Origin of the sequence: Enterococcus ratti, assembly GCF_001886195.1 — a bacterium.
Taxonomy (GTDB): domain Bacteria; phylum Bacillota; class Bacilli; order Lactobacillales; family Enterococcaceae; genus Enterococcus_B; species Enterococcus_B ratti.
Window position 1 is genome coordinate 90,061 of sequence record NZ_JXLB01000008.1, and the last position, 15,183, is coordinate 105,243.

The following is a 15,183-nucleotide window of genomic DNA, read 5'->3' on the forward strand; positions in this document are numbered from 1 at the left end:
CCATGGAGATTTTCATAAATAACCTAATTGTTAAAGAAAAAAACACCGATAATCAATTGTTAAAGGAATTAAATTTTAGATTAAACGAAAAACAAATTCAAGGAATTATCGGTCCCAGTGGTAGCGGTAAAACGACCCTCTTACATGTATTAGCAGGTGTATCACATCCAACCTTACAAGTTCATGGATCGTTTACATGGACTAAAAATGGTGAGAAAGAAAAAGAAAAATTTTTCTCGAATACACATTCATTGAGAAAACAATTCTCAATGGGGTATATTCCGCAAAATGCCATGAATATTTTTGATCCAATCGAAACAATGCAACATCAATTAATGGAAACTTTTTGTGAAAATGGCTGGTCAAAAAAAGAAGCAAATGAAAAAATATCTTGTATTTTAAATGACTTTCAATTAGATCAATCAATTTTAACTCGTTATCCTCATGAACTATCTGGTGGAATCTTGCAACGATGTACAATAGGAATTGCTTTGCAATTGAAGCCACAAATTCTATTAGCAGATGAACCTACTAGTTCAGTGGATCAAGAAGTAAAACAAATTATTTTAGATGAATTCAAGGAATATTCAAGAAAAAACAATGCAATGATTGTACTTACAACTCATGATTATTCAGTGATTCAACAACTGTGTGATCAGCTGCTCATCCTTGAAAATGGCTGTTGTCATTATATGGGAGATACGAAAACAGCAGAACAGGAAGCGGCTTTTTATTCTGAGATCAAAAATATTCATGAGAAAATGGAAACTTACGTAAAGGAATTGTTAAATGAATGAAAAAACTTGAACTAAAAAAGGTAACGAAAGTATTTAAAGTAAAAAAAAAATATGGTTTTGATTATTCAGTAGTACTTGATCAAGTTTCCTTTTCGATAGCTAAAGGAGAGACAGTTGCTTTATTAGGTCCTAGTGGCAGTGGAAAAACAACTTTGTCTCGTGTCCTTTTAGGGATAGAATCTATTAATCAAGGAGAGTTATTTATTGATAATGAACAGGTGGCGTCTTTTTCTCATTCTGGCCATATAAAATGCAGCATTGTGTTTCAAAATTATCGTTCTTCAGTTAATCCTTCTTATACTATAAAAGATGTTTTAGAAGAAGTACTCGGGAAAGTGGAAGAGGCACAATACACAGAACTATTAGAAAAAGTCGGTTTGTCTTCTATTAATTTAAATAGAAAATGTACAACTTTGAGTGGTGGGGAAATTCAACGCGTTTGCGTTGCCCGAGGGATTGCTACGAAAGCAGATCTACTTATTTTTGATGAAGCATTTCGTTCTTTAGATTTAGTTCACACGTTTCACTTCATTAATTTGTTAAAAACGTTGAAAAAAGAGTATGGCTTTGCTTATCTAATCATTACGCACGACATAAAATTAGCCTGCTATTTATGTGAACGTCTACTATTTTTTAAGGATGGAACAATTATTGAAGACTGTCAAACAAAACAGCTGAAAGAAACAACTTCTGAATATGTACAAACTCTTCTTTCTCTTAAATAATTCCTACTATTTGTATAAAAAGTATCGAACACTGTATCATTTTCTTTAAACTAACGATAATCGCTTTTGAAGAAGACAAGACGGTTATTGGATTCTTTTCTAGGAAAACAGTTTAAAACAATTTGATATCAATGAGAATGAGCAGGTTCAAGTGATGTCCATAATTAAAATAAAAATAATTGAGAATCGAAAAACTTAAACATTTCGGTTCTCAATTATTTTTTTAGACGCCAAGACTAGCTTTCACGATTTTATAACTATTAAATCATTACTTTATTTTTTTAAATAAATAAAAAAATATAAAATTTATATTTTTTTTGAATTAGTACAATTAAGGATATCAAGGAAAGGGGAAAGAATTATGACGCAAGTAGTTCTAAATAATGGAGACACGGCATTTATGATGCTTTGTACAGCAATGGTATGTCTGATGACTCCCGGTTTAGCTTTCTTTTATGGCGGATTAGCTAGAAAAAGAAGCATTTTGATTATTATGATGCAATCATTTATTTCAATGGGGATCGTTACATTAATCTGGATATTTGGTGGTTTTGGTCTAGCATTTGGGCAAGATCACGGTGGAATAATTGGAAATATTAAAGACTATTTTGCTTTAGCAAATGTAGATTTAAATCCCAATATTTTACATGGAGCAACAATTCCATTTGCTTTGTTCTTTGCTTTTCAACTGATGTTTTGTGTGATCACGGTTCCATTGATGACAGGCGCTTTTGCCGAACGATTAAATATTAAAGGTTACTTATTATTGTTAATTTTTTGGACTATTTTGATTTATCTACCCGTTTGTCATTGGGTATGGGGCAACGGCTTTTTAGAAAAAATGGGTTTTGTGGACTTTGCCGGTGGGGCAGTTATTCACACGACAGCAGGATTTGGAGCGTTAGCCAGCATCTTTGTTTTAGGAAATCGAACATTAAAGAAAAAAGGCATGCAGCCGAATAATTTAATGGCAGCAGCAATTGGTACAGGGCTGTTATGGTTCGGTTGGTTTGGATTTAATTCTGGTGGAGCATTAGGTGCGAACTATTTAGCATCTACAGCCTTTATCAACACGATTGTTGGTTTAGCTAGTGCGATGGTTACTTGGATGATTTTTGCTTATATTCAAACAGGGAAAATCAATTTTTTAGATATTTTAACTGGTTCCGTTGCAGGACTTGCTACAATCACACCTTGTTCAGGTTATATTAAACCGACTTCTGCAATTTTAGTAGGAATAGTGGCGGGAATTATCTGTAATGTCGCTGTTAAGTTTAGAGAAAATAGAGGTTGGGATGACGCATTAGATGTTTGGGGTGTTCATGGAATTGGTGGATTTACTGGCACGATCTTAATTGGTTTTTTTGCAGCTTCAAATGTAAATAAAGTTTCCGCAAGTATGACACAACTTGGTGTGCAAGTAGGTGGGGTTATCTTCATTGCTTTGTATTCATTTATTTTAACTTATGTAATGTTACGTTTATTTAAACGTTTCTTTAATATTGAACCAACCAATCAAGAAATTGATAAGGGGCTGGATGAATACTTATTAGCAGAAAAGGCTTATATGGAATAAATATTATTCAAATTGAGAGGAGGTGAAAAAAATGCTTGGTGTCATTTTACTTTATGTTGGAATGGTGTTAATCAGTAACGGTTTTTATCGTTTGTATGATTTAAAGGATCAATCAATTGTAGTAATGAATTATTTTACCGGTGGATTAGGATTAATTTTAAATCTAGGTTCGATTTTTATCGGCGTGGCAACAAATCAGCCAAATGATTGGTTTTATGGCAGTGCAACAGGGTTACTTTTCGCTTTTACTTATTTGTACACAGCTATAAACAGCACCTTCCATTTAGATCAGAGACTTTATGGATGGTATAGCTTATTTGTTGCTATCAATGCAATTCCAGCAGGTTTGTTGTGTTTTTACGGTATTGGCGGTAATGCCGTATACGGATTGATTTGGTGGTTATGGGCTGTTCTATGGTTTACTGGATTTATTGAAAATGTTTTAGGAAAAAATCTAGGCAAATCAGTGGGGTATTTGTCCATTGTTGAAGGAATTATTACGGCGTGGATACCAGGTATGTTGATGCTTTTAAGTTTATGGCCACAATAATTAAAGGAGAGATAGAACATGCAATTGACAGAACGTGAACAGGAAAAAATGTTAATTAGTTTGGCTGCAATGATTGCTCAACGACGACGTGATCGTAAGGTGAAACTAAACCATCCAGAAAGTGTAGCGTTAATTACTGATTTAGTTTTAGAAGGTGCAAGAGACGGCAAAACCGTTTCTGAATTGATGAATGAAGGTCGTAATTTATTAACACGTGAAGATGTGATGGAAGGTGTGCCAGAAATGATTCCAATGATCCAAGTGGAAGCTACTTTTCCTGATGGAACGAAATTAGTTACGATTCATGACCCAATTCAATAGAAGGAGTGATAAGAATGGTACCTGGAGAATACAAATTATCAAGTGAACCAGTTCTTTACAATGAAGGATACGAAGCAATTACAATTGAAGTAAAAAATATTGGCGATCGAGCAGTTCAAGTAGGTTCGCACTTTCATTTTTACGAAGCAAATGAAAGTGGTTTGAAGTTTGATCGGAAAAAAGCATGGGGAAAACGATTAGATATTGCGGCTGGAACAGCTATTCGTTTTGAACCGGGTGAAACAAAGAAAGTGTCATTGATTGACTTTGGAGGCAAGCGCCGGATTTTTGGATTTAATGATCGTGTGAATGGTTATTTAGATGATGACCGTCGTGAGGTTAGAAAAGAGGGATCACAACAATGAGTTTTGAAATGGATCGAAAGAAATATACACAAATGTATGGACCGATTGTCGGCGACAGCGTTCGTTTAGGAGATACAGAATTATTTGCGGCAATTGAAAAAGACTATACTGTACATGGTCAAGAAAGTAAATTTGGTGGAGGGAAAGTCTTACGTGATGGAATGGGATTAAATCCAATTGAAACGCGTGAAGATAATCCGTTAGTAGCAGATACCATTATTACAAATGCGACGATTATTGATTATACTGGGATTATCAAGGCAGATATTGGGATTAGAGACGGAAAAATCATTGCCATTGGTAAAGGTGGAAATCCCGGTAACATGGACGATGTTGACTTTATTGTCGGTGCAAGTACTGAAGCAATTTCTGCTGAAGGATTGATCGTTACAGCAGGAGGATTGGATCTTCATGTTCATTACATTTCTCCCGGATTGGCGCATGCGGCATTGGATAATGGGATCACTACATTGTTTGGCGGTGGAACTGGGCCAGCTGATGGAACAAATTCTGCGACAACTACACCTGGTAAGTGGCATATTCATCGTATGCTGCAAGCTGCTGAAAATTTACCAGTTAATATGGGGGTTATGGCAAAAGGCGCAGGTGCTATGACTGCACCGATTGCTGAACAAATTGAAGCAGGTGCAATGGGAATAAAAACGCACGAAGATTGGGGGGCTACTTGTTCAGGAATTGATCATTCGTTAAAAGTGGCGGATGAATATGATGTACAATTTGCAGTTCATACGGATTCACTAAATGAAGGCGGCTTTGTCGGCGATACGATGAACGCTTTTGCAGGAAGAACGGTTCATACTTTCCATACAGAAGGTGCTGGTGGGGGGCATGCTCCAGATATTATGGTCGTTGCCGGACATACCAATATTTTGCCTTCTTCGACGAATCCGACGAATCCATTTACTAAAAATGAAATTAGTGAATTGTTTGATATGGTAATGGTTTGTCATAATTTGGATCCTAAAATTCCTGAAGACGTATCATTTGCTGAATCTCGTGTACGTAAACAAACGATAGCAGCCGAAGATGTTTTACATGATATGGGTGCGTTAAGTATTATGACTTCAGATGCAATGGCTATGGGACGTGTTGGCGAAGTAGCGATGCGCTGTTGGCAACTTGCACACAAAATGAAAAAACAACGAGGACCATTGGAAGGCGATTCAGAATTTAATGACAACAATCGGATTAAACGCTATGTTGCAAAATACACGATTAATCCAGCCATTACAAATGGGGTAGCCGATTATATTGGTTCAGTTGAAGTAGGTAAGTATGCAGATTTAGTTATCTGGACGCCGGAAAAATTTGGTACAAAACCAAAAATGGTTTTAAAAATGGGGATGATTGCTTACGGCGTCATGGGGGATGCAAGCTCTAGTCTACCGACTCCTCAACCACGTTTAATGAAAGATTTATTTGGTGCCTGTGGAAAAGCAGTACAAAAAACAAGCATGACGTTTGTTTCAAAATATGCTTATGATCATGGGATCAAAGAAGAAATTGGATTGGATAAAGTAGTTTTACCTGTTCATAATACGAGAAATTTAACGAAACGTGATATGAAGTTAAATAATTATTGCCCAGAAACAATTACTGTAGATCCTCATACGTTTGAAGTGAAAATTGATGATCAATTAATTACTTGTGAACCAGAAGAGACCGTTCCGCTTGCACAACGTTACTATTTATTCTAATGCGTTAAGGTGAACGATTAGGACAGAATAGTTAAAGTAATGGGAACGATGAAGGAAAATTACTTGCTAAATTTTCTGAAAGTTGTTCCCATTATCAAGTGAAAAAGTAAGAGTGATTCGCAAGTAAAAATAGGTAGGAGAACGAAAATGATATTTACAACTGTATCAGGAAATATAAATGAATTAACAAATAAAGAAGCTTACCACATTGAGGTTGCTCAAATCAGTAGTGATGATTTAAATAAGCGTGTGCTTCGAATCATTTCGGACCACGGAAATGAATTTGGTATTCGTTTAGCAGAAAAAAGTGAGGAATTAAAAAATGGTTCATACTTTTTAATTGATTCGCACAATGTACTCGTTTTATCGGTTATTCCTGAAAAAATGATCGTTATTAGACCAAAAAATATAGATGAAATGGGAAAAATTGCTCATTTATTAGGGAACACCCATAAACCGATTGAAGTAGAAAATGGCACCATAAAATTAGCGATCGATCCAGTTGTTCTTGATGTTTTGAATCACAAACAAATTGAACATCATACGGAGAAAATCGCATTGAACAGTCCTTTGCGACATGTGAATCTAGCACATAGCCATGGATAAAAGTAAATTACAGCGATATCTTGAAGTTATCCAAGTATGTGATTCTACTTTTCCTATAGGAACGTTTAATCATTCTTATGGAATGGAAACTTATTTACGTGAAGGAACAGTCACTGATGCAGCCGAATTTGCAAAATGGTTAACGGCTTACTTAGACACGCAATTTCATTTTGGTGAAGGCTTGCTGATTCATTTATGTTATGAAAATCTTCCCCAAGATTTAGAAAAAATATGGCAATACGATCAAATCATTACCCATTCAACCCAAGCGTTGGAAACAAGAAAAGGAACAAAAATGATTGCAAAGCAAATGATCACTTTGATTCAATCGTTATATACGATTGAGCTGTTAGAGTGTTATGAAAAACGGATAAAAGATGGATTGTCGCAAGGGCACCCTGCCATTATTTTTGCTATTTTTGCAAAAGACCGTGGGTTAACAGCTTCTGAAGCTATTTGTTTTTATGGCTATAGTATTTTATCAACCATGATCCAAAATGCTGTACGAACAATCCCACTAGGACAAAAAGATGGTCAACAAATATTAACTAATTTATTTCCCAAATTACTTAATTTATCTGAACGTATTAAAGAAAAAGACAGTTCCTATCTTGGTGCAACGATGCCTGGGATTGAATTATCACAAATTAGACACGAAACTCAAGTATTTCGTTTATTTATGTCATAGAAGGATGGAAACAAATCATGAAAAATACAATGGTTATTGGTGTAGGCGGTCCAGTTGGATCAGGAAAAACACTTTTGATTGAACGCTTGACTCGAGAATTAAGCAAAGAATTAGAAGTAGCAGTTATTACAAACGATATTTATACCAAAGAAGATGCAAAATTTTTGACGAAGAATTCCATTTTACCACAAGAGCGTATTATTGGTGTAGAAACAGGAGGATGTCCACATACAGCTATTCGTGAAGATGCGTCAATGAATTTTTCTGCTATCGAAGAGTTAGAAACTCGTTTTCCTAATTTAGATCTTATTTTTTTGGAAAGTGGAGGGGACAATTTAGCAGCTACATTCAGTCCGGACCTTGTTGATTTTTCAATTTATATTATTGATGTAGCTCAAGGAGAAAAAATTCCTAGAAAAGCCGGACAAGGGATGATTAAAAGTGACTTATTTATTATTAATAAAACTGATTTAGCTCCTTTTGTAGGTGCAGATCTTGAAGTGATGAAAAAAGATACTTCCGTTTTTAGAAAAGCAGATTCATTTTTGTTTACAAATTTGAGAGAAAAAGAAGGATTAAAAGAAGTAGAAGAATGGATTCGTAAAAATTGTTTACTTGAGGATTTAGAAAAATGATAGATAAAGCAGATGGAATCATTGATCTTCTTTTTGCACAAGTTTCTGGCAGAACGATCGCAAAAAAAGTATATCATGAAGGAAATTCAAGAATTTCCTCTAATGTACGGTTGTTAACAGAAGATACCCCTTGTTATTATTTGATAAGTACAGGTGGCGGTTTTGTAGAAGGTGAATCATACGTCACTAAACTTGAAGTTTTGTCTGGATCACATGTGATAGTGAAAAATCAGACGCCGACATATGTTTACAAATGTGAAAATGAAAAGACGACTACACAAAAGAACTTAGTTAAGCTGACTACTGGTTTTTTGGAATATTTGACGCATGAAGTGATTCCTTATAAAAAGGCAATTTATGAGCAAGAAACTATTATTCGAATGGATAGCGTCTCTACTTTAGTGTATTCAGATGGGGTGACGGCTGGGTGGTCTGAGGATGAACAAGTTTTTACCTTCAATCAGTTAAAGCAAAAGACAAAAATTTTTTTTGAAGAAGAGTTAGTTTTTAATGATTATCTTTTTTTAAATCCTAAGGAACAGCCAATGACAGAATTAGGGTATTTTGAAGGAAAAACAAATTACAATACTTTAATTATTATTGATCCAGCTATTGATGAAGAGTTTGTACATGAACTTCGAGTAAAATTAAGTCAACAAGAAACGACTTTGCGCTACGGTCTATCTTTATTAAGCGTGCCGGGAATAGTGTTACGCGTACTAGGAAATTCGGCAGCTGAAAATAAACAGTTGATTTATTCTGCAATTAACTATTTTAGAGCAAAATATCATCAACTTCCACATTTAAATGATCAAATATAAAAGAGGATGAGGAAATGGTCAGTCAATATATATTAGTAGGTATTGGTTGTTTTTTAGGCGGTTGTTTAAGAAATTTTTTTAGTCACCAATACAATAGCAGTAAGCATAGCTATCCATTAGGTACATTCATTGCCAACATTGTGGGAGCATTTTTAATTGGTTTCTTTTGTTCCAGTTTTATTCAACGTGAAGAAACGCTGTATCTTTTTCTTGCAACCGGATTTTGTGGTGGTTTAACGACCTTTTCGACCTTTAATTCAGAAGTAATGAAAGATTTTATGAATGGGAAAATAACTAGTGGTTTTTATTATTGGATCGGTAGTTTTATTTGTTCTATTTTAGCAGTATTTTTAGGATTCTTTATTGGACAGTATTAAAAAGTAAGGAAGGCAAATGGAATGACAAAAGTAAAAAACTATATGATTGTTGGCTTTGGCTGTTTTTTTGGTGGGATGCTTCGTTACTTTTTAGAGAATTTATGGGTAAAAGACAAGCTAAATTTTCCATTAGGTACGTTTTCTGCTGATTTTCTTGGCTGCTTGATTATGGGGATGGCGATTGGTTATTTTTCTATGAAAAGTCAGGCGTCGTCAAAAGTGAAAACTTTTTTAACGACTGGCTTTTGTGGAGGGCTAACAACGTTTTCTTCTTTTGCACTTGAAGTAATGAAATATTTGAGGCAAGATGCTCTAACATTAGCGGCTTATTATACTATTCTTAATTTATTTTTTGGAATTATTGCTATTTTTTGCGGTTTGCGATTAACGGCGATGATCCTTAAACCTAAAAATGTGAAGGAATAGTTCTTTTAACTAGTAAATTTAGAAAAGAAGATGGCTTAAGCGATCCAATGATTCAATGAATGGTGTTGGAAAAAAGCTATTTATTTGTTTCATCAATTCACTCGTGTGAAAGTTATGGTAAAATGAGGAGTGTTTTATTAAACTTTTGTTTTTAACGGTAAAAAGTTCAGATAATATGCTAAATTTTGATGAAACTTAAAAGGATCAGAGAGACTTTTATCATTAAAAAGTTCATTGGTCCAAGATGTAGTGATTATATTTACTATTTATTAAGTTGGACGGTCTAATAAGTTGATCAAAGAATAATGAATAGATATCACTTTATACAGCTTGGTGTTGATAGAAAATGTAGTTGTTTTTGTCAACACTTTTTTTAAAAGATGCGTAAGCGTTTTCTAGTTTATCAATAATATAGATTGATAAACATTTCTACATATGGATGAATCGTTTTTAGTAATGCGATGTTTTATAACAGCAGTCGACATGAATTAAATAATTTGTTAGTTCCATTAAAAAATAAGCCGGTATTTACAAAATTTGTTTAACAAATTTTGTAAATACCGGCTTGTTCTATGGGATAAATATTCTATTTTAAGTTAGCAGTTAGAGCTCAATTCTGTTGATTATTCTTTAAAAGGAAGAATTTTGTTCCATGAAAGCATCACTAGCATCTTGAAGTTTCCAAGCTAATTCCTGAAGGCCTTTTAGATTCTCAGGAAGAGCATATAATTTGTCTGCTGCAGCTTCTAATTGTTCTTGAGTAATATCGGGTCTAGGTGTATTACCATTATATAAAGCATCTACTGCTTTTTTTGCTTCTTCAAGTTTCAAGCTATCTAGATAAGCAGTGTTGGCTTTTTCCAATTTGTTGTACAATGTTTCATATTCCATGAAGTAATAATCATTTGGTAAAGCTTCTAATTTTTCTAAAGCAAGGTCTAGTTGTTCTTGAGTAATATTAGGTTTAGGTTTTCGACCATTAAATAAATTATTGATTGCTTTTGTTGCTTCTTCAAGTTGTAAAGTGATATTTTCTAATTGTCCATTTCTCACCATATACGTGTAATTACCTGAAGTATTACCTTTTAAGTCCGCATTGCTTACAATGAAATTGGCATCATTAGCTTCACGGTGTGTGATTGTTACAATGTCACCTTCTTCTAAATGAATATTTTTTTGTCCTGCGGCTAAAAGTTTATTTCCAATGAAGTCTTTGCTAAAAACAGAGTATCCTACACGTTTTACTTTTATGCTTGCATAAGCATTTCTAAACTTTGTGTCTGGCTTGACAGCAAATGTTTGCAAATGAAGGTTATTTTTAGTGACATTAATTTGTGCAAATGTTGCATGGTTAGCTCCTTTTAAAGTAAAACTTTGTGTTGCTTCTTGAGAAACAACTTGACTAGTGCTGGATGAAGAAGGAGCTGTTTGAGCAGCTAGGGCTTGTGGACTTACTGCAAATAGGTTTGAGAACAACATAATTCCAGCAGCTGAAGTAACAATCATTTTCTTTTTCATTATAGATTTCCTCTTCTTTCTATTTGGAATTTAAGTAGTATTACTATTGGATTTAATCATAAAACAATTTAAAAGAAGTATTTTTTTTGTTTTTTAAAGGAAATAAATGTTCTATTTATTTATAAAAAACGAACTAAAAATATAGTTTTGCTAAGAGAAGTGAATGAAAAAATAGTTTTTTAAATGTTAGCTAGGTTTAAGAAATTAGCGGAACAGAATGAAAAGAATAGGCTTGAAGATTATTTCAGAAAAAATTATGTAGGTATTTTTTTGATGCTTATGGGGAAGGAAGTAATGTTCAAAGAAACATGATTTGTTTAAAGATAAACTTGCTTTTTTAACGAAGAGTTTCATTTGGTGAAGGAGTAATGCAGCTAACTATTGGTATTGACAATTCACAATAGAAATTGGATTAATGTTTCAATTACCTCCTTAACTGAATACTTTTTAGCTAATTATCTTCTTTTCAATTTGTTTTAAGTATTCTTATTTATAGATGCTTATTATTTTTAGTGCAAGTTAGCCATAAAATACTATCAACTAAAAGCTTAATTTTGAAGTGTACCCCTTAATTGGAACTAATGTCCAAGTTAAGGAATGCACTTTATTTTTGAAACGATAAATTTTTAAGTTAGTGAGAAGATAAATGAATGAAAATTGTATCGTTATCTGCACATCGTTTCTTTTTTAGTTATAGAAAGAGTCAATTGTATAAGATGAAAAAAATAAAAAGAAGATGAACCGACATTAATTACTACTGTTAAGGCTGGTTTAGTCATATTTGAAGTATAAGGAAAAACTAGTACCGAGCAGCCACTATTTCTTTTTTTGAGCTTGAAAGGGAGTTTTAAAGGAGCTGCTTTTTTTCAAGACCGCTAAAAATTTTAAACGATAAAAGATTATTTCACTAGTTTTTACTTCAATTAGTTCAAAGCGTATTTATCATTTTTCAAAAAAGTTGACCTTCTGCAGTTATTTTAGAGGGGATTTTTTTGTTTTTTCAGTTTCACGAATAATATAGACTGGCCGTTGTTTTGTCTCAAGAAAAATCTTTCCGATATATTTACCTATAATTCCAAGGCATAGCAACTGGATACCGCCGATAAACAAAAAGATAGATACCATCGAAGGCCAACCAGCTGTAGGATCGCCAAAGAACAAGGCACGCAAAATAATAAATAAAATAGCAATTCCTGAGATTGCACATGCTAAAGCACCAACAAAAGAAGCAATCGTAAGTGGAACGTCTGAAAAATTAACAATGCCATCAATAGAGTAATTGAAAAGTTTCCAAAACGACCAAGAAGTTTCACCCGCTACACGCTCACGGTTTTCAAAGGAAATATATTCTGTTTTAAACCCAACCCAACTAAATAATCCCTTTGAAAAACGATTGTATTCAGTTAACTCTAAAACGGCATCTACCATTTGCCGAGTCATCAAGCGGAAGTCTCTAGCGCCATCTACCATTTCTGTATCACTGATTTTATTGATTAACTGGTAAAATCGTTTTGCAAAAAAACTACGAAGGACAGGTTCTCCATCTCTAGTAGAACGACGTGTTCCGACACAATCAATCTCAGATGTGAGGATTTTTTCGATCATTTTCGGTAGTAATTCTGGTGGATCTTGTAAATCGACGTCCATGACAGTGATGAGTTCCCCCGTAGAAGCCTTTAAACCTGCATAAAGGGCAGCTTCTTTTCCAAAATTTCGAGAAAAAGAAACAAACCTGACATACTCATAATTTTTAGATAATCGTTTAATAACTTGTAACGTGCCATCGGATGAGCCATCATCGATAAATAAGTACTCAAACTCATGCTCACCTTTGAATTTTTCTACTTCATCGAAGAAAAGTGGAATCGTTTTTTCTTCGTTAAAGCATGGTACAATAATCGATATTTTCATAATACAGTTCCTTTCACATCAATGCTTTCTAACAGATATCCTAAAATAATGTTGGTATCTAAGCATTACTTTAAGTAATTATCGTTTTTAGTTTATCATTGAAATGGGAATTAATAAAATTTTAGATTGCACTTTTAGTAAAAATATTAGAAAATAATTGAAAAGTTAAAAACGCTAAGGAGGAAAGCCTACTTAGCCATTATGAATTAGGTGATAAAATGAAAATAAATACGCCAATTGGAGAATTGTGGTTAGCTGCGGATGATGTTGGACTAACAGCAATTTCTTTTCAATTAATTGTCGAAAAAAAAGGGACCAACTCCAAAATTTTAGAAGTAGCAAAGGAGCAGCTACAAGAATATTTTGACGGAATCAGGCAGATATTTACCCTTCCTCTGTCAATTCAAAAAGGAACAGTTTTTCAAAAAAAAGTTTGGCAAGCTCTTCAAGAAATTCCATATGGGCAACGACGAACTTATAAGGAAATAGCAGAAGCAGTCGCCAGCCCGAAAGCCGTAAGGGCAATTGGACAAGCCAACCGATTGAATCCTCTTCCTATAGTTATCCCTTGTCATCGAGTAATTGGACAAAATGGTCAATTGGTTGGATACATGGGAAACACAGAAAATGGACTTTTGATTAAACAACGATTACTCGAATTAGAAGTAGCTTTTTCAAATACGTCAATTGATTGAACCTTTCATGACTGAAATCATGAGAGGTTCAATTCTTAATTTTAATCAACAAGTATTTTGAAAAAGGAATATCGAGAGAATCTCCTTGAATAAATCATTAAAGCCAATCCTCTAATTTTTACAGATACACAAAATGACATCAAAGTTTGCGAAAATTGCTAACTTTGATGTTCATGATTGTTTAGGACTTTAGTGTAGTACTAAAAATTCTAGAGAAGTAGCTGACTTTCATTTTCTTATAGTAACAGTAAAACTACAAGCCGCCTTTTTAAAAAGAAGCCGAAACGCATCTATTTTTATGAATTTCGATTTCTTTTTAAGATTAAAACTTCTGTCTGGAAGAACAGTACAGTTAAATTTCATTAGGGATATATTTTTTCGTGTTTTTGTGCTCTTTTAGTAAATAAAGAATGTAATGAACCAAAACGTAAAGAACCATTCCTGTAGCAATGAGCAATTCAACCACTTTCAATATGTTTAAAAGGTTGTTTGGCATACCCAATGAATCAAAATAACGAACGGCCGAAGACAACGCAGTTGCAGAAATGACTAATGGGAAAGTAAAAGCTGCATAACTTGGATAAAAATTTAGTTTTAAGAGATGTGGTAGCATGGATAAAACAATAAAATATAAAATTTGAGAAAGAACAAATAATATAACCACTAAGTAAAGAGAAGGTTGACCAAAATTTTTCAAATAACCAGTTAAACAAAGTGATCCCGGTGCAGCAACGATGGTGATTAACGGCAGTGTTGGATGCGCCATGTTTCTTACGAAAAAGATACGATGAATAATAATCGGTAATAAGAAAACATAACAAGTAAGAGAAAGCCAAAAGAAAATTTGACCGATAATTGGATAAAAATTACCAGCTGTTACTGTAATTACACCGAAACCGACATAAATAATAAACCAACTTGGATAGATGGCTTCAATTGATAAATCGGCTTTTATTACATGATGATAAGTAAAATAAAAAACTAAGATCACTTGAAAAATGACTGCACAAAGCCAAATCCATCGCACAAGTGGGGCGATACTAGAAAATGAAGCAAAGTAAGTACAAACGACCATCAAAGACATTGTAAAAGTGGGCGAAACAGAAGCAATGATCGGATCATGTAACATCTTTTTCGTATGTTCAAACAGCAAAAATAATTTAATTAACATTAAAGATAATAAAATGATGCTGATTCCACCAATAACATTTCCTAAACGGATCAAATGATATTCTTTGAATAAATTACCTAATGAAGCTAAACCAAGAATAAGCCCACAAATAGGTATAGGAATAACCTTCAAAAAATTCTTCATTTATTTATTCTCCTTTTTAATTAAGTTGACAGTAGATGTATCCTCAGAAATGTAACGATAAGTAATTGGAAAGGGGTGATGTAGTTGCACAAACATGAATGATCGTTTATTGGGAAAGAAACAAATAGCTCTTTTTACT

The 15,183-nt window shown here is 33.7% G+C and carries 17 protein-coding genes; 14 read left to right on the top strand and 3 right to left on the bottom strand.

Annotated features, from left to right (window positions below; all coding sequences use genetic code 11):
• The first annotated feature begins 2 nt into the window (after window positions 1–2).
• The 13 genes from RV14_RS05330 to crcB (RV14_RS05390) all read left to right on the top strand — a co-directional run bounded on the left by RV14_RS05330 (window position 3) and on the right by crcB (RV14_RS05390) (window position 9,605).
• Window positions 3–797: an ATP-binding cassette domain-containing protein gene (locus tag RV14_RS05330; RefSeq protein ID WP_071855262.1), complete on the top strand. Its 795-nt coding sequence runs from the start codon at window positions 3–5 to the stop codon at window positions 795–797.
• Complete coding sequence (locus RV14_RS05335) at window positions 794–1,522, top strand: ABC transporter ATP-binding protein (RefSeq protein ID WP_071855263.1); 729 nt, start codon at window positions 794–796, stop codon at window positions 1,520–1,522. Before RV14_RS05330 ends, RV14_RS05335 begins: the two co-directional genes overlap by 4 nt.
• Before the next feature lie 361 nt (window positions 1,523–1,883).
• Window positions 1,884–3,098 (top strand): ammonium transporter, encoded by a 1,215-nt coding sequence (locus tag RV14_RS05340; RefSeq protein WP_071855264.1) that lies wholly within the window; start codon window positions 1,884–1,886, stop codon window positions 3,096–3,098.
• 31 nt (window positions 3,099–3,129) lie between these two features.
• Entirely contained in the window at window positions 3,130–3,648 is a 519-nt protein-coding gene (locus RV14_RS05345; RefSeq protein WP_071855265.1) for an AmiS/UreI family transporter, read from the top strand.
• An 18-nt stretch (window positions 3,649–3,666) separates the two neighbouring features.
• A complete protein-coding gene (locus RV14_RS05350) occupies window positions 3,667–3,969 on the top strand; it encodes an urease subunit gamma (RefSeq protein ID WP_071855266.1) in 303 nt (100 codons plus the stop codon).
• A gap of 14 nt (window positions 3,970–3,983) precedes the next feature.
• A complete protein-coding gene (locus tag RV14_RS05355) occupies window positions 3,984–4,334 on the top strand; it encodes an urease subunit beta (RefSeq protein WP_071855267.1) in 351 nt (116 codons plus the stop codon).
• Window positions 4,331–6,052 (top strand): urease subunit alpha, encoded by a 1,722-nt coding sequence (gene ureC / locus RV14_RS05360; RefSeq protein ID WP_071855268.1) that lies wholly within the window; start codon window positions 4,331–4,333, stop codon window positions 6,050–6,052. The genes RV14_RS05355 and ureC overlap by 4 nt, the downstream gene beginning before the upstream one ends.
• A 147-nt stretch (window positions 6,053–6,199) precedes the next feature.
• Complete coding sequence (locus RV14_RS05365; protein WP_071855269.1) at window positions 6,200–6,658, top strand: urease accessory protein UreE; 459 nt, start codon at window positions 6,200–6,202, stop codon at window positions 6,656–6,658.
• A complete protein-coding gene (locus RV14_RS05370) occupies window positions 6,651–7,346 on the top strand; it encodes an urease accessory protein UreF (protein WP_071855270.1) in 696 nt (231 codons plus the stop codon). The genes RV14_RS05365 and RV14_RS05370 overlap by 8 nt, the downstream gene beginning before the upstream one ends.
• 17 nt (window positions 7,347–7,363) lie before the next feature.
• Window positions 7,364–7,981 (top strand): urease accessory protein UreG, encoded by a 618-nt coding sequence (gene ureG, locus RV14_RS05375; RefSeq protein WP_071855271.1) that lies wholly within the window; start codon window positions 7,364–7,366, stop codon window positions 7,979–7,981.
• The gene (locus tag RV14_RS05380; protein WP_071855272.1) at window positions 7,978–8,802 is read left to right on the top strand and encodes an urease accessory protein UreD; all 825 of its coding nucleotides are present in this window, start codon (window positions 7,978–7,980) and stop codon (window positions 8,800–8,802) included. The genes ureG and RV14_RS05380 overlap by 4 nt, the downstream gene beginning before the upstream one ends.
• A gap of 14 nt (window positions 8,803–8,816) precedes the next feature.
• Complete coding sequence (crcB, locus tag RV14_RS05385; protein ID WP_071855273.1) at window positions 8,817–9,179, top strand: fluoride efflux transporter CrcB; 363 nt, start codon at window positions 8,817–8,819, stop codon at window positions 9,177–9,179.
• A 21-nt stretch (window positions 9,180–9,200) separates the two neighbouring features.
• Window positions 9,201–9,605, top strand: a complete 405-nt coding sequence (gene crcB / locus RV14_RS05390; RefSeq protein WP_071855274.1) for a fluoride efflux transporter CrcB — start codon at window positions 9,201–9,203, stop codon at window positions 9,603–9,605.
• Between the two features lie 630 nt (window positions 9,606–10,235).
• On the opposite strand, the gene RV14_RS05395 is transcribed toward crcB (RV14_RS05390), so the two are convergent.
• Window positions 10,236–11,123 carry a putative mucin/carbohydrate-binding domain-containing protein gene (locus tag RV14_RS05395; RefSeq protein WP_071855275.1) on the bottom strand — a complete coding sequence of 296 codons (888 nt, stop codon included), beginning with the start codon at window positions 11,121–11,123 and terminating at the stop codon, window positions 10,236–10,238.
• A 972-nt stretch (window positions 11,124–12,095) separates the two neighbouring features.
• Window positions 12,096–13,034: a glycosyltransferase family 2 protein gene (locus RV14_RS05400; protein WP_071855276.1), complete on the bottom strand. Its 939-nt coding sequence runs from the start codon at window positions 13,032–13,034 to the stop codon at window positions 12,096–12,098.
• 218 nt (window positions 13,035–13,252) lie between these two features.
• Here RV14_RS05400 and RV14_RS05405 point away from each other — a divergent pair, with 218 nt between their 5' ends.
• Window positions 13,253–13,729, top strand: a complete 477-nt coding sequence (locus tag RV14_RS05405) for a methylated-DNA--[protein]-cysteine S-methyltransferase (RefSeq protein WP_071855277.1) — start codon at window positions 13,253–13,255, stop codon at window positions 13,727–13,729.
• Between the two features lie 352 nt (window positions 13,730–14,081).
• On the opposite strand, the gene RV14_RS05410 is transcribed toward RV14_RS05405, so the two are convergent.
• A complete protein-coding gene (locus tag RV14_RS05410) occupies window positions 14,082–15,044 on the bottom strand; it encodes a TDT family transporter (RefSeq protein ID WP_071855278.1) in 963 nt (320 codons plus the stop codon).
• Window positions 15,045–15,183: the final 139 nt, after the last annotated feature.